At 72.0% G+C, this 20,343-nt stretch carries 17 protein-coding genes; 12 read left to right on the forward strand and 5 right to left on the reverse strand.

What is annotated here, in order from left to right; genetic code table 11:
• Positions 1–23: 23 nt before the first annotated feature.
• Positions 24–431, reverse strand: coding sequence for a response regulator (locus tag I5071_RS06345; protein WP_236604489.1), 408 nt, complete (start codon positions 429–431; stop codon positions 24–26).
• Between the two features lie 118 nt (positions 432–549).
• Between I5071_RS06345 and I5071_RS06350 the strand changes: the two genes are divergently transcribed.
• From I5071_RS06350 to I5071_RS06375, 6 genes are all read left to right on the forward strand, one after another.
• Positions 550–2,109: a hypothetical protein gene (locus I5071_RS06350; RefSeq protein WP_236604490.1), complete on the forward strand. Its 1,560-nt coding sequence runs from the start codon at positions 550–552 to the stop codon at positions 2,107–2,109.
• On the forward strand, positions 2,106–2,534 hold the full coding sequence (locus I5071_RS06355; RefSeq protein WP_236604491.1) for a response regulator: 429 nt from the start codon (positions 2,106–2,108) through the stop codon (positions 2,532–2,534). The genes I5071_RS06350 and I5071_RS06355 overlap by 4 nt, the downstream gene beginning before the upstream one ends.
• Complete coding sequence (locus I5071_RS06360) at positions 2,531–2,896, forward strand: hypothetical protein (RefSeq protein WP_236604492.1); 366 nt, start codon at positions 2,531–2,533, stop codon at positions 2,894–2,896. The genes I5071_RS06355 and I5071_RS06360 overlap by 4 nt, the downstream gene beginning before the upstream one ends.
• Positions 2,893–4,596 carry a sigma-54-dependent transcriptional regulator gene (locus I5071_RS06365; protein ID WP_236604493.1) on the forward strand — a complete coding sequence of 568 codons (1,704 nt, stop codon included), beginning with the start codon at positions 2,893–2,895 and terminating at the stop codon, positions 4,594–4,596. The genes I5071_RS06360 and I5071_RS06365 overlap by 4 nt, the downstream gene beginning before the upstream one ends.
• Positions 4,597–4,733: 137 nt before the next feature.
• The gene (locus I5071_RS06370) at positions 4,734–5,444 is read left to right on the forward strand and encodes a hypothetical protein (protein ID WP_236604494.1); all 711 of its coding nucleotides are present in this window, start codon (positions 4,734–4,736) and stop codon (positions 5,442–5,444) included.
• Between the two features lie 112 nt (positions 5,445–5,556).
• Positions 5,557–5,916, forward strand: a complete 360-nt coding sequence (locus tag I5071_RS06375; protein ID WP_236604495.1) for a c-type cytochrome — start codon at positions 5,557–5,559, stop codon at positions 5,914–5,916.
• A gap of 150 nt (positions 5,917–6,066) precedes the next feature.
• Here I5071_RS06375 and I5071_RS06380 read toward each other — a convergent pair whose 3' ends face one another.
• Positions 6,067–6,951, reverse strand: a complete 885-nt coding sequence (locus tag I5071_RS06380; protein WP_236604496.1) for a hypothetical protein — start codon at positions 6,949–6,951, stop codon at positions 6,067–6,069.
• A gap of 103 nt (positions 6,952–7,054) precedes the next feature.
• Here I5071_RS06380 and I5071_RS06385 point away from each other — a divergent pair, with 103 nt between their 5' ends.
• Both I5071_RS06385 and I5071_RS06390 read left to right on the forward strand, forming a co-directional pair.
• Positions 7,055–8,377, forward strand: a complete 1,323-nt coding sequence (locus tag I5071_RS06385) for a flavin-containing monooxygenase (protein ID WP_236604497.1) — start codon at positions 7,055–7,057, stop codon at positions 8,375–8,377.
• A 37-nt stretch (positions 8,378–8,414) separates the two neighbouring features.
• Positions 8,415–8,975 carry a BON domain-containing protein gene (locus I5071_RS06390; protein ID WP_236604498.1) on the forward strand — a complete coding sequence of 187 codons (561 nt, stop codon included), beginning with the start codon at positions 8,415–8,417 and terminating at the stop codon, positions 8,973–8,975.
• A 78-nt stretch (positions 8,976–9,053) separates the two neighbouring features.
• Here the strand turns inward: I5071_RS06390 and I5071_RS06395 are convergent, their stop codons facing one another.
• Complete coding sequence (locus I5071_RS06395) at positions 9,054–10,976, reverse strand: FG-GAP repeat protein (protein ID WP_236604499.1); 1,923 nt, start codon at positions 10,974–10,976, stop codon at positions 9,054–9,056.
• 65 nt (positions 10,977–11,041) lie between these two features.
• A complete protein-coding gene (locus I5071_RS06400) occupies positions 11,042–13,333 on the reverse strand; it encodes a DPP IV N-terminal domain-containing protein (protein WP_236604500.1) in 2,292 nt (763 codons plus the stop codon).
• Between the two features lie 50 nt (positions 13,334–13,383).
• Between I5071_RS06400 and I5071_RS06405 the strand changes: the two genes are divergently transcribed.
• The 4 genes from I5071_RS06405 to I5071_RS06420 all read left to right on the forward strand — a co-directional run bounded on the left by I5071_RS06405 (position 13,384) and on the right by I5071_RS06420 (position 18,704).
• Positions 13,384–14,727, forward strand: coding sequence for an MATE family efflux transporter (locus I5071_RS06405; protein ID WP_236604501.1), 1,344 nt, complete (start codon positions 13,384–13,386; stop codon positions 14,725–14,727).
• A 45-nt stretch (positions 14,728–14,772) separates the two neighbouring features.
• Complete coding sequence (locus I5071_RS06410; protein ID WP_236604502.1) at positions 14,773–16,857, forward strand: MopE-related protein; 2,085 nt, start codon at positions 14,773–14,775, stop codon at positions 16,855–16,857.
• Positions 16,857–17,861 carry an NAD(P)H-quinone oxidoreductase gene (locus I5071_RS06415; protein ID WP_236604503.1) on the forward strand — a complete coding sequence of 335 codons (1,005 nt, stop codon included), beginning with the start codon at positions 16,857–16,859 and terminating at the stop codon, positions 17,859–17,861. The genes I5071_RS06410 and I5071_RS06415 overlap by 1 nt, the downstream gene beginning before the upstream one ends.
• 258 nt (positions 17,862–18,119) lie before the next feature.
• The gene (locus tag I5071_RS06420) at positions 18,120–18,704 is read left to right on the forward strand and encodes a Uma2 family endonuclease (protein ID WP_236604504.1); all 585 of its coding nucleotides are present in this window, start codon (positions 18,120–18,122) and stop codon (positions 18,702–18,704) included.
• A gap of 338 nt (positions 18,705–19,042) precedes the next feature.
• Here I5071_RS06420 and I5071_RS06425 read toward each other — a convergent pair whose 3' ends face one another.
• Positions 19,043–20,329 carry a pyridoxal phosphate-dependent aminotransferase gene (locus I5071_RS06425; protein WP_236604505.1) on the reverse strand — a complete coding sequence of 429 codons (1,287 nt, stop codon included), beginning with the start codon at positions 20,327–20,329 and terminating at the stop codon, positions 19,043–19,045.
• Positions 20,330–20,343: the final 14 nt, after the last annotated feature.

Consider the following 20,343-nt stretch of genomic DNA (forward strand, 5'->3'; position numbering starts at 1 on the left):
TCACGCGGGCTCGACTTCGGTCCCTAACTCTCTGCGACGTCGCGGACCAGCGCCTGCAGCTCTTCGAGGCGGAACGGCTTCTCGACCCGCGGGTTGGGCACGCGATCGAGGAACGCGCGCGCCTCCGCGGTGTACGCGCCGCCGGTCATGAAGATCATGCGCGCGGCGACGTCGGGCAGGGTGCCCACGAGCCAGTCGTGAAGGTCCATCCCCGAGACGTCGCGCATCGCGAGGTCACAGAGGATCGCGTCGAAGCTCGCGTCGCGCTCGAGCCGCTCGCGGGCTGCGGATCCCGACGTGACCACGTCCACGTCGTGCTCGTCGCCGAGCAGGATCTGAAGCGTCCGCGCGAGGTGCGGCTCGTCGTCGACGATCAGGAGACGCCGACGGCGCCCCTGCCGAGCGGGCTTCTCGGTCGAGATGCTCGCCATGTCCATTTTACCCCCCACTCCCGCCCCCCCGGGCAGAGGGGCAGCCTAGCAACACGAGGGCGCAAAATTCAATCGCTCATCGCCAAGCCGCGATCACTTCCCAAGCAATCACACGCTGATGCACTCTCGATCGGCGATGCGCCTGCGCGCCGCGCCCCTCGTGCTCGTCGCGATCATGGGGATCGCCGCGTGCGATCGACAGACGTGGCGCGATGTCCCGCGCGAGTGGTCCGACGCGCAGGAGCGATGGCACACCCAGCGCGACCCCGACGCGTGGCGCGCGTGGGACGCGATCGACGCGACGACGCCCGAGGGACGCGAGGCCCATCGACTGCTCGCCGAGGCCGACACGCTGTATCGCGAGGGCATCGCGCGGGTCGACGAGGGCGATCCCGATGCGCGTCGATCGTTCGAGGACGCGCTCTTGCTCGCGCCGATGGATCCGCGCCTGAACCTGCCGCTCGCCCGCGCGTTCCGGCGGCGCGCCGATCTCGACCCCGAGAACCCGCACCTCTTCATCCGCGCGGCGTTCACGTACCGGAAGTTCCTCCTGCTCGTGCCCGAGGATCCCGACGCGGCGATCGCGCGGCGCGAGCTCGAGCAGCTCGATCCCGAGGCGGCCGCGTGGCTCGATGCGCTGGGGCCCGAGCCGCAGGCGGCGAGCGCGACGAGCGGGGCCGATGCCGCGTCGTGGCTCGCGCTCGCGTCGCTGGTGCTCGCGCTGATCGCGCTCGTGCTGTTGATGCTGCGACCGGGACGTCGGGTGCGATCGCTCGAGGAGCTCGCGTCGTCGCGCCCCGAGCTGCACCCGGCGATCGCGTACCTCGTGTCGGGGCTGCGGCACGAGCTGCTCAAGCATCGCATCGGCGCGGTCGCGAGCGCGGTGGAGGCGCTCGCGGAAGGGCGCGCGAGCGTGCCGCAGCGCGAGTTCGTGAGCGGTCGTCTGTTCGGCGGCGAGCCACTGCGCGACGCGTGGGAAGGGCACCTGCGCGCGTTCGAGCGCGCGCTCGGGCCGGAGCTCGATCTGCATCGTCGCGATCGCGAATTCGCGCGCGCAGGCAAGGCGATCGTGGCGATCGCGAAGCTCGAGGGCGCGCTGCGTGCCGGGGACGCGAAGGCGATGGCGAAGCTGCGCCGCGCGCACGAGGAGCTGCGCGCGCTCGATCGGAGGCTCGCATCGCTCGTCGCGAAGCTCGTGCGCACGCACGTCGATGCCGGGCTCTTGCGCGACGTCGTGGACGAGGTGCGGAAGGAGTACGCGCCTTCGCGCGTCGCGCTCGACGCCCTCGCGATCGAAGCCCCCGATCCCGCGCCTGCGATCGAGGTGTTCCGCGTGGATCTCGTGCTCGTGCTGAAGAACGTGGTGCGCAACGCGATCCTCGCGGTCGGTCGCGCCGAGGCGCCGCGACGCATCCGGCTCGACGTGCGCACCGAGCTCGAGCCGACGGGCGAGGAGAACGTCGTGATCCGCGTGCACGACACGAGCCCCGACGCGCTGACGACCGAGGCGATCTACGAGCGCCGCGTGGGGAGCGGGCTCGGGCTCGTGACCGCGGCGCTGAGCCGATACGATGGCGCGATCGTGGTCGAGCCGGGCGAGACGGGCTGGGCGAAGGCGGTCGCGCTGCGCTTCTTTCGTGTGTACGACGAAGGGTCGGCGCGCGTGGAGGCCGCGTGAAGATCCTGCTCATCGAAGACGGCGGCGAGTACGAGGAGTTCGCGCGGCTCTTCCTGAGCGAGCACGAGCTCGCGGCTGCGCACTCGGCGTCGGAAGCGCTCGCGCGCGCGGCGGAGACGCGCTTCGATGCGTTCCTCGTCGATCTGCGCTTCGAGCGTGCACCGCAGGAGTCGCTGGTCGGCGATCTCGACGACACCGCGCGCCGCCTCTTCGGTGGTGATCGCGCGCGCGCGCTGCGCTGGCTGAAGGATCAGCAGGGCACGCTGGTGCTCGCCGAGCTGCGCCGCGCGGGGCACGCGCAGCCCGCGCTCTTCGTGCACGACTTTCCGGCGCAGCGGCTCGCGAACCTGCGCCGCCTCTACGGCGACGTGCGCGCAGTGCCGGGCTTCGATGCAGCGGCGATCCGCGAGGCGCTCGGCGCATGAGCGAGGCACGACGGCTCGCCGCGACGCTGCTGCACGACGTCGGCAAGTACGTCGCGCGCACCGCGCGCAACCTGCGCGACGGGCAGGCGATCGAGGCGCCCTTCGCGTCGATGTTGCTGCGCGACGTGTACGAGACCTACCGCGGGGCGCGCGCATCCGCGCGCTTCGAGGAGCTCGCGCAGCCGCTCGCGGCGCTCGTGCCCGACGTGCGGCTCGACGAGGTGCGCGCGCTGCTCGGTGCGATCGACGCGCGCGAGAACGAAGCACGCGCCGGAGATGCCGCCGCGCTGAGCGCGATCGCCCGCGATGCGCGGGTGATCGAGGAGACCCTGCGCGCGATCGCGCGCGAACGGATGTCATGAGCGCCACCCGCCCCAAGCTGCTCGTCGTCGACGACGGCGATCGATACGTCGAGCTCGCCCACGCGTTCTTGCGCGACTACGACTACGCGACGCGCTGCGATCAGCCCGGGCCCTGCTGGGAGTGCGCGCGACGCAGCGGCTGCACGCTCACCCACGCGCACGATGCGCGCGAGGCGGAGGAAGCGCTCGCGCGTCATCGCGACGTCGACGTCGTGCTGCTCGACGTCGCGTTCGACGTGCCCGAGGAGCGCCTGCTTCCGTCCGACGAGCCCGACCTCGAGCGACGCCGTCGCCTGCAGGGCATCGACATCCTCGCGCACCTGCGTCGCGCGCGCGGCGAGCTGCCCGTCGTGCTCATGACGTCGGAGGAGGAGATCGCGTTCGAGGACGCGGCCGAGGCGCTCTCGGTCGACGAGTTCGCGACGCTCGCCGGTGAAGCGGCATACGACGCGCGTGCGCTCTCGTTGCTCGTGGAGCGCGTGCTCGCGCGGCGCCGCGACTCGCCGGAGGCCGGCGGGTACACGTGGGGCGGCGCCGCGGCGATGGCGCGCCTGCGTCGCGATGCGCTCGCCCTCGCGCGCACCTCGCTGCCGATGTTGGTCCTCGGCGAGACCGGCACCGGCAAGAGCGCGCTCGCGGAGCGGGTGATCCATCCCGCGACGCGGCGCAGCGGGCCCTTCGTCGCGGTCGATCTCGCGGCGATCCCCGAGACGCTGATCGCGTCGGAGCTCTTCGGCACCACGCGCGGCGCGTTCAGCGGTGCGGTCGATCGGCGCGGTCGGTTCGAGGAGGCGAGCGGCGGCACGCTCTTCCTCGACGAGATCGGGAACCTGCCGCCCGAGGCGCAGCGCATGTTGCTCCTCGCGCTGCAGGACGGACGCATCACGCGGCTCGGCGAGACCACGCCGCGCGCGGTGGACGTGAAGCTGATCGCCGCGACCAACGCGGACCTGCGCGCGAAGGTGACGAGCGGCGCGTTCCGCGCCGATCTCTACGCGCGCTTGAACCCCGCGGCGCGCCTGGTGGTGCCGCCGCTTCGCGATCGGCTCGAGGATCTCGAGGAGCTCGCGCACGTGTTCGTGCGGCGGAAGCTCGCGGCGGGCGCCGACCGCGCGCTGCTCGCGGAGTACATGGAGGTCGCGGGGATCCGCGGCGCGCCGCACGCAGAGCTGCGGATCGCGGGGCGCGGCGGCGCGCTGAAGCCCCCGGCGCGGGGCGTGGGGTTCGTGCTCGCGCGATCGAGCCTCGACGAGCTGATGCGGCACGCGTGGCCGGGGAACGTGCGCGAGCTCGAGCTGCTGGTGGCGAGCGCGATCGTGTTCGCGCTCTCCGACGCGCTCGAGGCGGCGCGCGAAGGTCGCGGTGCGAGCGGCGAGCCTGCGCGCACGATCCCGATCCCCGCGAAGCTGATCCGCGAGCTGCTCGGCGCGCTGGCGCCCGACGTGGCGCCGAGCGAGAGAGGCCCGCGCGGCGCGGCGAGCTTCGACGTGCGCCCCGGCGCGTCGCTGCACGAGGTCGCGCGCAGCCTCGAGGCGCAGCTCTACGAGAGGCTCTTCGCCGAGACGAAGGGGGACTTCGACGCGATGGCGAGGCGCCTGCTCGAAGGTCGCGATCCGAGCGGCGCGCGCCGGGTGCGGCTGCGCTTCAACCAGCTCGGGCTGCGCGCGCGGAAGCCGTCTTCGCGCGGTCGCAAATCGTAGAATCATCGGTCTACGATTCGTAGATTCCAGCGCGTCGTCTGCCGTGGTTCGTCCGGATTCTTCGGCGTTTCTCGCGTGGCGCGGCCGCTGCTGAAGGGCTCTCCCGAGCGCGTGCTCGAGCACGGCGGGAGGCGGCGATGGCGACGAGCGAGAACAGCGTGATGGTGGCCCTTTCGGAGCTCCGGCAGCTGGAGTCGGACCGGATCGAGGCGCAGCGTCGCGAGGAGGACGAGCGTCGTCGCGCCGAGGAGGCGAAGGCCGCGGAGGCGTCGCGTCGCGAGGTCGAGGCGCGCGCGGCGGCCGAGGCGGAGCGCGAGCGCGATCGCCTGTGCGTGGAGGCCGAGGCGCGGCTGAGGATCGAGGCGGAAGCGGCGCGCGATCGATCGCTCGACACCCTGCGCGCGCAGATCGCGGCGGTGCAGGCCGAGCGCGAGACGATGCGCAGCGAGCTCGAGGCGCGCATCGCGAGCGCGGAGTCGTCGCCCGCGTCGCGCCGAGGGCCGTGGGCGCTCGCGTTCGGTCTCTCGAGCCTGGTCGCTGCGGCGCTCGCGGGGGTGCTCGTGGTGCAGCGCGCGTCGCCGCCTCCGAGCGCTCCGCCGCCCGTGATCGAGCGAGTGGTGGTCGCGGCACCGGAGCCCGCGCCGATCGCAGCGCCGGAGATCGTCGAGGCCGAGCCCGCGGCGGTGGTCGAGGTCGCGCAGCCGGCGCGCCGGCGGCGGCCGGTGGATCGTGGTCGCGATCGGGCGCGCGAGGAGCCGCGCGATCTCTCGCACGACCTCGGGCTCGAAGAGGAGGGCGACGAGGTGCTGAGCGATCGCTTCCTGCACGATGCGACGCGCCCTCGCTGACGAGGCGCACGGAGCGCTCCGCGCTCCTCGTCGATGCTCCGAAAAACACGCGGTTTCCCTTTGGATCCGGGCGTGCGGATCGTCTACGCTGGCCGCGATCCACGGAGGGCGAATGCGCAGACTGATGACGGTGATGGGGCTCGTGCTCGCGGTGGGCTGCGGTGGCGGCGGTGGCGCGGCGGCCGGCGGCGAGGAAGCGGGCGGCGGCGAGGAGACGGCGGGCGGCGAGTACGCCGGCGGCATCACATCGACCGACGTCGCGCTCGGTCAGGAGAAGTACCAGTCGCGCTGCGCCGGATGCCACGAGGGCGAGGCGCCGCGGCTCGAGAACATCCACTGGACCCCGGAGCGCATGCGGCAGCAGATCCGCGAGGGCTCGGGCCAGATGGCCGCGATCCCCGAGCACCGCCTCAGCGCGGACGAGATGGAAGCGGTGATCGCGTACCTGAACACGATCGGCGCGGTGGACTGACTCTCCCGGGGGGGGCTGCGCGCCCCCCTGTCGACCCCCCGAGCTGCGCGCGGGTCCCCACCCGCTTGCGTCTCTCGCGACACGGCCACGTCGAATGAGCCCCGTCGATCATTGATCGACGGGGCTTCTTCGTCTCCGCTCTCTCGCGCGTCAGCGGTACGGAGACTCGAGCGGATGCTCGAGGCCATGCACCAGCGGCGACGCGGGGCCCGGGCACGACGCGGCGAGACGCTCGGCGCGAGCGCGCGCCTCGGCATCGAGCTCGCGCAGCAGCGCCCGCGCGCCGTGGGCCTCGCCGCGACCCGCCAGGACGTGCGCGCGGGCGAGCGCGATCATCGCGCGATCGAGCGGGCTCGCGAGCACACCGGTGATGCGGCTGATCCCGATCAGCGCGCGGCGCGCGTGACCGTCGACCGCGTCGAGCAGCGCCCACACCGCGCGCGCCGTCGAGACCTCGGGCGCGCCCAGCGGTGCACGACCGAGCGCACGCGCGGTGAACTCCCTCGCGCGCGCCGTCTCTCCGCGCTCGACCGCGAGCAGCGCGATCGCGAGCGAGATGCGCGCGGCCTCGCGCGGTGCGAGCAGCGTGCGCGGCAGTCGCTCGAGCGCGTACTCCGCGTCGCGCGTGCGGCCCATCTCGTCGAGCGCACGCGCGATCGCGAGCGTGTGATCGACGCGCAGCGCGCTCGCGCCGCGACGTGCCTCGAGCACACCCAGCCACTCGCGCGCAGCGCGCACGCCCTCGTCGCGCCGCGCGGGATCGCGCATCGCGGCGAGCACGAGCTCGAGCCGCTGCTCGTCACGACGTGCGGCCCAGACCATCAACAAGAGCGCCGCGTCGAACCCCGCGAGCACCAGCAGCGCGACGCCGTACGAGACGAGCATCGGCGGCAGCGCGAGAGCGTGCAGGAAGATCGCCGCGCGCACGTACGCGGCGAGGGCCTGCGCGCTCCGGTCGGGGTCGTGGATCGCGGCACGCAGCATGAGCGCGCCGACGACGGGAGCCCAGAGCACGAACAGCAGCACCCACTCCACGATCACGATGCTGGACCCGGGCGCCGCGCGTCGCAAGCGGCCTCGCCGCGACGTGTGGGTGTCGTGTACCGTGAACGCCCACGAATCGAGGCATTCGAGAGCGATGAGCCTGCCCCGTACTTGCATCATCGGCGCCGGATCCTCCGGCATCGCGACCGCGAAGGTGCTGCACCAGCGTGGTCTTCCCTTCGACTGCTACGAGAAGAGCGACCGCGTCGGCGGCAACTGGGTCCATCGCAACAAGAACGGGATGAGCGCCTGCTATCGCGGGCTCTACATCAACACGAGCCGCGGGCGGATGGCGTACTCGGACTTCCCGATGCCCGCCGAGTATCCGGATTTCCCGCATCACTCGCAGATCGCGGCGTACTTCGAGCGCTACGTCGACCACTTCGGGTTCCGTCGCGCGATCCGCTTCGAGACGGGCGTCGAGCGCGCGGTGCGTCGCGCCGATGGGCGCTTCGACGTGACGCTCTCGAGCGGAGAGACGAAGACGTACGACGCGCTCGCGGTCGCGAACGGGCACCACTGGGATCCGCGCTGGCCCGAGCCCGCGTTCCCCGGGCACTTCGACGGCGTGCAGATGCACGCGCACGAGTACGACGAGCCCGACGCGTGGAAGGACGCGAACGTGCTGGTGCTCGGCATGGGCAACAGCGCGATGGACATCGCGGTGGAGGCCTCGTACGTCGCGAAGAAGACGTTCCTCGCGTCGCGCCGCGGCGCCTGGATCGTGCCCAAGCACATGTTCGGTCGGCCGCTCGACACGATCATCACCGACCCCCGCGTGCCCTTCCGCATCCGCCGCCGCATCGGTGAGACGCTGCTCGCGCTGACCGCGGGATCGCCCACGAATTATGGGCTTCCGATGCCCGATCATCGATTCGGATCGGCGCACCCGACGATCAGCGGGCGCATCCTCGATCGGCTCTCGCACGGCGCGATCGAGTACCGGCCGAACATCGAGCGGCTCGAGGGGAAGCAGGTGCGCTTCGTCGACGGACGCGTCGAGGACGTCGACGTGATCGTCTACTGCACCGGCTACAAGGTGACGTTCCCGTTCTTCGATCCTTCGTTCGTGTCGGCGCCGGACAACGACCTGCCGCTCTTCCGGCGCGTGTTCCATCCGGCGTACCCGAACCTGTTCTTCGTCGGGCTGCTGCAGCCGCTCGGCGCGATCATGCCGCTCGCCGAGGCGCAGTCGGAGTGGATCGCCGAGTACCTGCAGGGCGAGTACGCGCTGCCGTCGCGACGCGAGATGGAGGGCGACGTCGCGCGCGAGCGCGACACGATGTTCGACCGCTACGTCGCGTCACCTCGCCACACGATGCAGGTCGACTTCGACGACTACCTGATGGACCTCGATGCGGAGCGCGCGCGAGGGCGGCGCCGGGCGCGCGACGTGCGCTTCGCGAAGGTGCGCTGAGTTGGAAGGGCCCGGACGCGGGCCTACGACCCATCACATGCGGCGTGATCGCAGGTGGGAGGAGTTCAAGCGCCGGCTCCGGACGCCGAGCGACCTCGAGGACGAAGCTCATCACGAGCTCGATCGCCGCGGCCTGCTGTACGGCATGGACGCGCACTCCCACTCGTACGGTGGGCTCGGGCACCTCGACGAGCGCGACTACGGCGCGTTCGCCGAGCATCGTCCTCCGTGGCTCGGGCCCTCGCGCGACGCGCGCATCATGCAGCCGCGCGTGATGCGCCAGCCGCCGCCGCGCGAAGGTGTGCCCGCGTTCCGCGCGACGCGCAGCGATGCGCGCATCCGCGACGACGTGTGCGAGGCGATGACGCACGAGGGCTGGCTCGACGCGAGCGATCTCGAGGTGCGCGTCGAGCAGCAGCGCGTGACGATCGAGGGCACGGTCGCGGATCGCGAGCAGAAGTGGCTCGCGGAGGAGATCGCGGAGCACGTGCTCGGGGTGCGTTCCGTGGTGAACCGTATCCGGGTGCGACGCGAGATGGCGACCGAGGAGGCCGCGCCGCGCGCGCCCGAGGGCCACGAGAACGGGCGTCGCGCCTGAGCTCAGCGCGCGATCGCGCGCGGTCTCGCGTCGACGCCGTGTGCTCGTCTCGCTCTCGGAATCGAGCCCTCGGGGATCTCACGGGATCTCCACGACGTGCGCCGCGCCCGTGTCGGCGGTCTCGCTGTCGGCGTCGTGCCCGGGCTCGCCGAGCGCGGCGTGCGTGCCCGACGCATCGAGGGCGACCGACCATCCGAGCTGGCGCGTCGCGTCCGACGCGTCCACCGGCACGACGACGTGATCCTCGTGGAACGCGCCGTCGCGACGAACGAACACGCGCGCGCTGCCCGTCGCCGCGCGCATCACCACCGGCCCGTCGAGCGGCGCACCCACGAGCGCGCGCGAGCCGTCCGCGCTCAGCGCGACCGCGTGCCCGAACGCGCTCGCCGGCGAGCCGATCAGCGTCTGCTCCTCGGACCACGTCGAGCCGCTGCGCACGTACACGACCGCCCGCAGCGCGTCGGGCTGGCCCACCAGCGCGCGCGCGCCGTCACCCGAGATCGCGACGGGCACGCGACCGCTGGTGAGCGTCGCCTCGACGCTCCACGTGCTCTCGCTCCGAACGAGCACGCGCACCGCGCCGTCCGACACGATCGCGCGCTCGCCCGCTGCATCCATCGCGACGGTGACGTCGGTGAAGAACGAGGGCTCGCTCGCGACGATCGGCGCTTCGTCCGCCCACGTCTCGCCGCTCCGCACGAGCACGCGTGCGCTCACCATCGTGCCGTCGCCCCGATCCCACATGCCGCCCACGATCGCGCGCGTACCGTCGGCGCTCAGCGCGACCGATCGACCTCGTCCCGCGAACGAGCCGGGCCCCGGCGGGATCGTCGCTTCTTCGGTCCACGTCGCGATCTCGCGCCGCATCACGCGATCTCCGACGATCGCGCGCGCGCCGTCGCCGCTCAGCGCGAGGTCGTCGCGCGCGCCGCTCCACGCGATCTCTTCGGCCCACGACGTTCCGTCGCGCGCGAGCAGTCGCGCGCTCCCCATCGTGCTCGCGCCCACGAGCACGCGCGACCCATCGGACGACGTCGCGATCGAGAGCCCGGCGCGCCCGAAGAGCGGCCCCTCGTCGATCGACAGCGCCTCGGTGCGCACGATCGCGGGCACGCTCCAGCGCGGATCGCCGAGCGCGCGCGCGCACGCGTCGCGGAGCGCGGCGGAGATCTCCGCGCCGAGCGTCGGCTCGTCGGCGAACGCACGGGGATCGTCACCGGTGATCGTCCCTGCGATCACGCATGCCGCGAGGTACGCGCCGCGCACCGAGGGATGCGACTCGTCGGGCTCGTAGAGCGCGTCGAACGCGCTGCCTTCTTCGTCGGGATCGCCGCCCGCGCGCACCACGTCGTCGTGCACGACGTGGAACGCGCCACCGACGGGTGCGATGCGCACGTCGACGCCTTCGTCGCGCAGCAGCGCTGCGAGCCCGAGGTAGCCCGCGTCGAGCATCGCCTGCATCGAGAGATATCTTGCGTATGGCGGGTACCCGGAGTCGTCGCCGCGCTCGCGGCCCCACGTCGCGTAGAGCACGACGCGCGCGCCGCGTGCGCGCGCGAGCGCTGCGAGCTCCGAGGCCGCGCCGATCGACGCGACGCGAACGGGCTCGTATGCGTAGTAGCCGCCGATCTGGCTCTGCTCCTGGAGCACGACGACGTCGAACGCGCCGTCGTCGCCGAGCGCGCGCGCGAGCTCGGTGCCCGCGGTGCGCGCGTCCACGGCGTGCTGCGCGAACGTGTATCCGCCCTCCGTCACTTCTTCGACGCGGCCTCCGGGCACCAGCGCGCCGTAGTGGCCGGCGACGTCGTTCACGAAGACGTAGCTGTTGCCGACGAAGAGCACGTCGGGAGGCCCGGCGTCGGGCGGTGCGTCGGGCGCGTCGCTCTGCGCGACGGCGTCGGGGAGCTCGGTGCCGCCGTCGCTCGGTGCCGCTGGGTCGTCGCACGCGGCGACGACGACGAGCCACACGAGGAGCGAGACGCGCGAGGAGAACGGCCGCACGCGCGCAGGATAGCTCGACGGGTGCTACGGAATGCGTAGCGCTACGCATTCCGTAGCAGCCGCGCTCATCGCACCAGGTTGCGCCGGAAGAACTCGATCATGCGGGTCTGGAGTCGACGCGTGACGAGCGGCTCGGGGACCATGTGCGTGAGCCCGGCGAGCGGCAGGAACTCGTGATCGCGCCCGGCGCGGAACATCGCGTCGCTCAGCTTGATCGCGTGGCTGAAGTAGACGTTGTCGTCCGCGGTGCCGTGCACGATCAGGAGCGGGCGCTGATCGCCCTCGCTGCGCGCGGCGTAGGTGAGCACCGAGCTCTGCGCGTACGCGCCCTGCTGGCCTTCGGCCTCGGGCAGGCCGAGGTAGCGCTCCGTGTAGTGCGTGTCGTAGTCGCGCCACTCGCTCACCGGCGCGCCTGCGATGCCCGCGCGGAACACGTCGGGGCGTCGCAGCACCGCCATCGCCGAGAAGTAGCCGCCGAACGACCACCCGTAGATCCCGACGTGCTCGAGATCCATCTCGGGATGCGCCGCGCCCGCCGCCTGCAGCGCCGCGACCTGATCCTCGAGCGGCACCGTGATGAAGTCCCCGCGGATGGCGCGCTCCCACTCGCGACCGCGGCCCGGCGTGCCGCGACCGTCGAACGTCACGACGATGAAGCCGTGATCCGCGAACCACTGGTTGAGCATCCAGCGATCACGATCCGCGCTCACGTAGCGCACACCCGGACCCGCGTAGACGTGCACGAGCACCGGATAGCGGCGGCCTTCCTCGAAGTTGCGAGGACGCACGATCGCCGCGCGCCATGCGCGCGCGCCGACGTTCTCGATCGTCACGTTCGGCGCGAACGGCGCCTCCTCCGCGTACGAACGCACCACACCGGCCTCGGCGCCGTCGGCGCGCTTCACCGTGCTCGTGCGCGGGCCCTCGAGCGTGCGCGCGGTGTGGACCCACGCGCTGCCGTTCCGCGCGACGACCGCTTCGTGCATCGCGCGCCCCGAGGTCATCTGCTCGGGCTCTCCGGTGCCGTCGAGCGACACGCGGTACACGTGCATCTCGCTCGGCTCGTTCGACGCGCTCAGCCAGATCTTGCCGCTCGCCTCGTCGACCGCGACGAGCCCGTGGTAGCCGAGCTCCTGCGGCGTGAGCTCGCGGATCAGCGCGCCGTCCGCGGTGTTGCGTACCTCGAGGCGCCACTCGCCCGAGCGCTCGCTCGTCCACAGGAACTGCGCGCCGTTCGCGATGAAGCGCGGCACGTCCTGATCGAGGTTGAGCCACGCGTCGTCGCGCTCGGTGAGCAGCGTGCGCTGCTCGAGCGAGCTCGGATCGATCGCGAGCAGCGCCTCCTCCTGCTGCGCGCGATCCTGCACGAGGATCGTGATCGGCGCGTTCTGCGCCCAGCGCACGGTGGCGAGGTACGGGTAGCGCTCGCGGTCCCAGTCGACGTAGCGGAGCGCGCCGCCGTTCGCCGAGACGAGCGCGAGGCGCACGCTCGCGTTGGGCATGCCGGGGCGCGGGTAGGGCGACTCGTGCGCGGACTGCTCGGGGTGCGAGGGATCGAGGATGTGCATCCGCTCGACGCCGCTGGTGTCGGTCTCCTGCACCAGCAGCGAGCGCGAGTCGGGCGACCACCAGTAGCCCTCGTAGCGGCTCATCTCTTCCTGCGCGACGAACTCCGCGCTGCCGTACTCGACGTGCTCGTTGGGGCGCGTCGTGATGCGGCGCTCGCGCCCGCTCGCGACGTCGATCACGTAGAGATCGCCCTCGCGCACCACCGCGATCTTCGAGCCGTCGGGCGAGAAGCGCGCGTCGACGGGGAAGCCCGCGCTCGAGGTCAGCTCGCGCACCGAGCCCTGCTCACCGGCGTGTGCGCGATCGACGAGGAAGAGGCGTCCCGAGAGCGGCACCAGCAACGTGCGCGCGTCGGGCGAGAGATCGAACCCCGCGATGCCGCGCGAGGTCATGCGCATGCGCTCGCGGCGCGCGCGCTCCTCGGCGGAGAGCTCTTCCTCCGCGCCGTTGAGCACCTGATCCGCGGTGAGCAGCACGCGCTCGGTGCCGCCTGCGACGTCGAACGTCCAGAGGTCGTTCACGAACGATCGCGGGCCCGATCGCAGGAAGAGCAGCGCGTCACCCTCGGGCGTGAGCCGGAACCCACCGGGATGACCGTGGTTGAAGCGGTAGGTCACGGCGTACTGCTCCAGGAAGTCGGGGTCGGCGATCGAAGCGGGCGGCGTCGGCGCCGCTTCGATCGGAGGTGCGGTCGTCGGATCCGCGCCGGTCTCTTCTTCGCTCGCATTCGAACCGCAGCCGATCACCATCGCTGCCACCGCCGCGCTCGCCCAGGGCCTTCTGAACATGGGTCGCGGAGCATAGCCGATCACGATCGCGTGCTAGAGCACCGACCCTCGTGCGCCGTGCGATCGAACAGGAGCTCGGGGAGCTCGGGCGTCTCGCGACGCCGCTGGTGCTGACGAACCTCGGCAACATGGCGCTGAGCCTCGTCGACATCGCGATCGTCGGGCGGCTCGGCGCGCCCGAGCTCGCGGCGGCGGGGCTCGGAAACGCGATCTTCTTCCTGCTCGCGGTGTTCGGGATGGGCCTGATGTTCGGGCTCGATCCGCTGATCGCGCAGGCGGTGGGCGCGGGCGAGGGGCGCACCGCGCGGCGCATCCTGTGGCAGGGCGTGTGGCTCTCGATCGCGGTGACGGTGCCGCTCTCGGCGATCGTGATCGCGGTCGGCGAGCAGCTGCATCGCTTCGACGCGGCGCCCGAGGTGCTCTCGCTCACGCGCACCTATCTCCATGCCCGCCTGCCCAGCCTCTTGCCCTTCCTGGTGCTCGCGGCGTCGCGCGCGTACCTGCAGGCGCTCGGTCACACGCGCTCGCTGCTCATCGCGGTGGTGGTCGCGAACGTGGTGAACGTGCCGGTCGCGACCGGTCTCTCGTTCGGCTACGCACCGCTCGGCGTGCCGGCGTTCGGCATCGCGGGCGCGGGCTACGCGACGGCGGTCGCGACGATGGTGCAGCTCGTGATCGCGGCGGCGCCGATCGCGGTCCTCGAGGTGCCTGCCGGCGAGTCCTCGCTGCGCGCGCCCGATCGTGTGCTGCTCGCGCGGGCGCTGCGGATCGGCGGCGCGATCGCGGTGCAGTTCCTGATCGAGGCGGGCTCGTTCTCGCTGGTGACGATGCTGATGACCCGCTTCGGCACCGAGGTGATGGGCGGGCACCAGGTCGCGCTCTCGCTGGTGTCGACGACGTTCCAGATCGCGCTCGGCGTGGGCGCGGCGACCAGCGTTCGGGTGGGCCACGCGATCGGGCGCGACGACGCGATCGCGACGCGGCGCGCGGGGCTCGTCGGCATCGTATCGGGCACCGCGATCATGACGATCGGTGCGCTCGTGCTGCTCGCGATCCCCGAGCACCTCGCGTCGCTCTTCACGCTCGAGCCCGCGGTGATCCGCACCGCGGTGCCCCTGCTCTTCGTCGCGGCGTGCTTCCAGCTGAGCGACGGCGCGCAGACGATCGCGCAGGGCGCGCTGCGCGGCGCGGGCGACACGTTCTGGCCGCTCGTGATCAACCTGAGCGGGCACTACGCGGTCGGACTGCCGCTGGGGATCGCGCTCGCGTGGGGAGTGCTCGACCTCGGCGCGGCAGGCCTCTGGTGGGGGCTCTCCGCGGGGCTCACCTACGTCGCGATCGCGATGACGGTGCGCTTCGTGCGGCTCAGCCGGCGCGCGATCGCCCGCGTGTAGGGCCCGTCTCGACGCATCCATCGCGTGCATGCGAGCCTCGCAGGCATGCACGCGCGCTCATGCATCGTCGCGCTCTCGCTCGTGCTCGTCGCGTGCGGATCGAGCACCGGCGTCGACTTCCCACCACGACGCGGGATCGATGCGGGCATGCGCCCCACGCTCGACGCCGGTCGCGTCGACGCGGCGATCCCACCGTGCCCCGCGTGCGACGACGGCGTCTTCTGCAACGGCGCCGAGGGATGCGCGCCCGACGGCACCTGCATCGTCGCGCCGCAGCCGAGCTGCGACGACGCAGACGAGTGCACGATCGATCGCTGCGACCTCGCGCGCGACGCCTGCACCCACGTCGCCGAGGATCGCGACCTCGACGGCGACGGATTCTCCGCGTGCGCGGGGGACTGCGACGACCGCGACGCGAACGTCGCGCCCGATCGCCTCGAGGTGTGCGACGGCCGCGATCAGGACTGCGACGGGAGCAGCGACGAAGGCGCGCTCTCGGAGTGCCTCGACTGTCGCCCCGGATGTCGCCGCGTGCCGGTGCCCGGCGAGACCGGATGGGATCTCGAGGGCGACACCGCGGGCGTGACGATCGATCCCTCGGGCGAGCTCACGCTGAGCACCTCGCGCACCGAGACGTTCTTCGCGTGGATCGCGAACACCGCGTTCGCGACGATCACGCGGCTCGACACGCGCGACGGACGACAGGCCGCGGAGTACGACTCGGTGCTGCGCGACGGCAGCAATCACGCGTCGCCCACCGGCGAGGAGTGCGAGACCGAGCGACGCGGCGGCAATTGTCCCTCGCGCACCGCGGTCGATCTGCGCGGCGCGGTGTACGTCGCGAACCGTGCGTTCTTCGCGCAGGGCACGGTCACGAAGATCGCGGGCATCGAGAGCGACTGCATCGATCGCAACGGCAACGGAGTGATCGACACCTCGCGCGATCGCGACGGCGATGGAGTCATCGAGCGCACGGTGCCCGGCGAGTTCCTCGGGCAGACCGACGAGTGCCTGCTCTGGACCGTCGACGTCGGTGGGATCAACGGCGTGCCCCGCGCGATCGCGGTCGACGCGGCGGGCACGGTGTGGGTCGGGCTCTTCAACGAGCGGCGCGCGGTGCAGCTCGATCCCGACGATGGTCGCGTGATCCGCAGCGTCGATCTTCCGCGCACCACGATCGGCGGCTTCTATCCGTACGGCGCGGCCGCCGACGGACGCGGTCAGGTGTGGTTCGTCGAGATCTCGACCGCGACCATCGTCGCGATCGACACCGCGACCGGTCGCCTGGCGCGCATGGACACCGCGCCGGGGCGCGTCGCGGGATGCACCGGCTCGTACGGCATCGCCGTCGACGCGGACGATCGCGTGTGGCTCGCGGGCTTCACCTGCGGCGCGGTGTTCCGCTTCGATCAGACCACGCGCACGTGGAGCGAATTCCCGCTGCCCGATTCCGGCGTGACGCGCGGCATCGCGGCGGACGCGAGCGGTCGTGTGTACGTCGCGTCGTCGCACGAGTACTACCGCGTGCTGCCGAGCGGCAGCGTCGAGGCGAGCCCGCCGATCTCGCGCGTGACGATCCTCGATGCGAACCGCGGCGTCGTGCAGCGCATCTGGGGCACGACGCTCGATCCGCTGCCGGGGCGCGGCACGACCGGCGTCGGGCTCGACTCCGCGGGAATGGTTTGGTTGGTCAACCAAGAATCGGCGACCGCGACGCGCGTCGATCCGCGCACCGGCCTCTCGCGCGAATTCCCGACCGGCATCGGGCCCTACACGTACAGCGACTTCACGGGCTACGCGCTGCGCACGTTCACCGCGCCGAACGGCTACTACCGCACGATCGTGCCCGGCTGCGCGGTGGGCCCGACCGAGTGGGAGCACGTGACGTGGGACGCGACGGTGCCCGCCGGCACGCGGCTCGAGCTGCGCGCGCGCACCGCCGACGACGTCGCCGATCTCGGGAGCGCGACGTGGGTCGGACCGTTCATCGCGCGGCCCACCGATCTCGTCGCGATGCCCGGGCCCGTGGGCACGGGACGTCACCTCGAGCTCGAGATCCAGCTCTTCAGCGACGGAGGCACGCGCGCTCCGTCGATCGAGGATCTCGTCGTGCAGTACAACTGCCCGTGATGACGAGCACCATCAAGACACGCGCGGTGGTCTTCACCGGCGCGGGCGATGTCGACGTCCTCTCGATCGCCGAGCGAGCGATCCACGCGCCGGGCCCCGGCGAGATCCTCGTGCGCGTCGCGGCAGCGGGGCTCAACCGCGCCGATCTCCTCCAGCGCCGCGGGCTCTATCCCGCACCACCGGGCGCGCCCGCCGACGTGCCGGGGCTCGAGTACGCGGGCCACGTCGAGGCGCTCGGCGAGGGTGTCATCGACTGGAAGATCGGCGATCGCGTGATGGGCATCGTCGCGGGCGGCGGCATGAGCACGCACCTCGTGGTGCACGCGCGCGAAGCGATCCCGGTGCCGAACGGCATGGCGATCGAGGACGCGGCCGCGATCCCCGAGGTGTTCCTCACGACGTGGGACGCGCTGTTCCTGCAGGCGGAGATGCGCGCCGGTCAGATCGTGCTGGTGCACGCTGCGGGCAGCGGGATCGGCACCGCCGCGATCCAGCTCGCGCGCGCGGTGAGCGCGATCCCGGTGGGTACGTCGCGCACGCGCGAGAAGCTCGAGCGCTGCAAGGCGCTCGGTCTCGCCCACGCGATCGAGGTGCCGCCGAAGACCGAGCCGGCGTTCGCGGTCGCGCTCGAGCGGGAGGTCGGTCGCGGTGCCGACGTCATCCTCGACTCGGTCGGCGCGTCGTACCTCGGAGAGAACGTCCGCGCGCTCGCGACGAAGGGCACGATCGTCGTGATCGGCATGCTCGGCGGAGTGAACGGAGCGCTGCCGATGGCGGTGCTGCTCGCGCGCCGTGCGCGGGTGATCGGCACCGTGCTGCGCGCGCGTCCGCTCGAGGAGAAGGCCACCCTCGCGCGCATCTTCGCGCGCGAGGCGGTGCCGCTCTTCGAGCGCGGCGTGCTGAAGCCCGTCGTCGGCGAGGTCATGCCGATGGACCGGATCGCCGATGCGCACCGCGCGATGGAGCGAGACGAGACGTTCGGGAAGATCGTGATGCGCTGGTGAGCGTCAGCGCGGACTCGGGATCGTGATCGCGACCGGACGCTCGCGGGCGAGAACACGGTCGCGAGCTGGATGTGCTCGAAGATCGTCCCCCGAGTGTCCTCCACGGTCCCGCCCTCCCGCTGCGACGCAGATCTTGGCGGCCCCCCCCGCGGGCCCGAGCTATGGGCAATTTGCCCGCATTCGACGCTCGCTCGCATCGCGCGATCGAACGCGCAGCCTCGAGAAGATCGTGCTGCGGTGGTGAGCTAGCCTTTCGTCATGGTCGAAGCGCACGGGCAGCGAGTCTCGGAATCGGAGTACCTCGCGCTCGAGCGCACGAGCGTCGAGAAGCACGAGTACGTGAACGGCGAGATGTTCGCGATGGCCGGCGGCACCCCGCTGCACGCCGCCATCGCCGCGAACCTCGCCGGCGCGCTGCGCAACGCGCTCCGCGGGAAGCCGTGCGGCGTCGCATCGAGCGACCTCCGCGTGCACGTCCGCTCCACTGGCCTCTACACCTATCCGGACCTCACCGTGGTGTGTGGCCGCGTCGAGCTGCACCCCGAGGACGACACGGTCATCACGAACCCGACGCTGATCGTCGAGGTCCTTTCGAAGACGACCGAGGCCTACGATCGCGGAGCGAAGTTCGCGCACTACGAGCACATCCCTTCGCTCGCGGAGTACCTCCTGGTGTCCGCCGACGCGCGCCGTCTCGAGCACTACCGCCGCCTCGACACGGGCCAGTGGCTGCGCACGGTCGTCGATGCGAACGACACCCCCGAAGGCACCCTCGAGCTCCCCACGCTCGCGGCACGCATCGCGATCGCCGACATCCTCGAGGGCCTCGCGATCTTCGCCTGACCCCACCTCGCGCTCATCCTTCGCGGGGCGAATGCGCAGCGGAGCCCGTCTCGCGAGCGTCTGGGCCGCGGCGAAGCGCGGACCAGTCGCGAGCCATCTCCACCAACCCAACGAGGCGGCAGAACCGCGGTACCGGCGCGAGGGGGTGGGTCCGGCGGCCTCGTGCGACGGGGCCTCGCAGACGTCGACCACAGACTGATCGTAGCGTCGCGGCAGAGCGCGAAGCGCGCGCCGCGATGCGCCCACTGCCTCCCGACGCTCGCGGCCTTCCGTCCAGCAGCCCGCGAGCACCTCAGGCCGCCGGACCCACCCCCTCGCGCCTCACGCCGAAGCCCTGCCTACCGTCGAACCCAGCCCACGATCCGCTCCACAGCCTCGACCACCCGAGCGCAATGGCGCCTCAGGAACGTCTCGTCGAGCGGCTGCTCGCGCGGGATCACGCTCACCGCCGAGAGCGCGCGCGGCCCGTCGAAGTCGACGTACGCGAGGCGCGCGGTGAGCTCCTCCTCGGGTCGACCGAACACCGACCCCGGCAGCAGCGCGACGCCCGTGTCGTCGAGCAGCGCCTCGCACAGCGCGGTGCTCGTCGTGAGCCCCCGTGCGCGCATCGCGGCGCCGACGCCGCCGAAGTCCGGGAACACGTAGAACGCACCGACCGGCTGCGCGCAGTCGATGCCCGCCGCGACGAGCCTCCGCGCGCTCCATCGTCCGAGCGCCGCGAGCACGCGCCGCACCTGCTGCAGGTAACGATCGATGTCCTCGCCGCCCTCGAACGCGACGATCGCCGCGTGCTGCACCGGCGACGACGTCGACGTGTACGTCTCGCTCGCGACGCACGCCATCGCGTCGAGCAGCCCGCGCAGCTCCTGCGGGAACACGAACGCGCCGAGCCTCCATCCGCCCGCGCCGATCCACTTCGAGATCCCGGTCGAGAGGATCGTGCCCTCGGGATACCAGCGCGCGATCGACGCGTGCTGACCCTTGTGGTGCAGCTCCGCGTAGATCTCGTCGGCGAGCAGCAGCACGCCGTACTTCTGCGCGACGCGCGCGAGCTCGCGCAGCTCGTCCGCGCGATAGGTGAGGCCCGTCGGGTTGCTCGGATAGTTGAGCACGAGCAGGCGCGATCGATCCCCGCCGCGCTCGCACACCGCCGCGAGATCGTCGGGGCGCAGCAGGTACTGATCCTCGCGCCGCGTCGGCAGCATCACGACCTCGCGCCCGAGCACGCGCGCCTGCGGCACGTACGAGACCCAGGACGGCGTCGGGATCAACAGGTCGCCGCTGAACGCGATCTGCAGCAGGAACACGAGCTCCTTGCTGCCCGGCCCCACGAGCACGTCCTCACCGGTGCGATCGACGCCGAGCCTTCGCTCCACGTGCGCCGCGATCGCGCGACGCAGCGCGGGAAGACCCTGCGCCGGCAGGTACTCCTTCTCCGCCGCGGCCGCGCGCAGCGCGTCGACCATGCGATCGGGGATCGGGAACGGCGACTGCCCGAGCACGAGCTTGTAGACGTTGTCGCCGCGCGCGCGCATCGCGTCGCAGCGCTCCGCGATGCGCACGGCGGGCGAGGTCATCATCCCGCGCACGTGCGGGCTCAGCGTCGAATCGAGCGGACGTCTCATTCGAAGGGGCGGCA

Origin of the sequence: Sandaracinus amylolyticus (genome assembly GCF_021631985.1) — a bacterium.
Lineage (GTDB): Bacteria > Myxococcota_A > Polyangia > Polyangiales > Sandaracinaceae > Sandaracinus > Sandaracinus amylolyticus_A.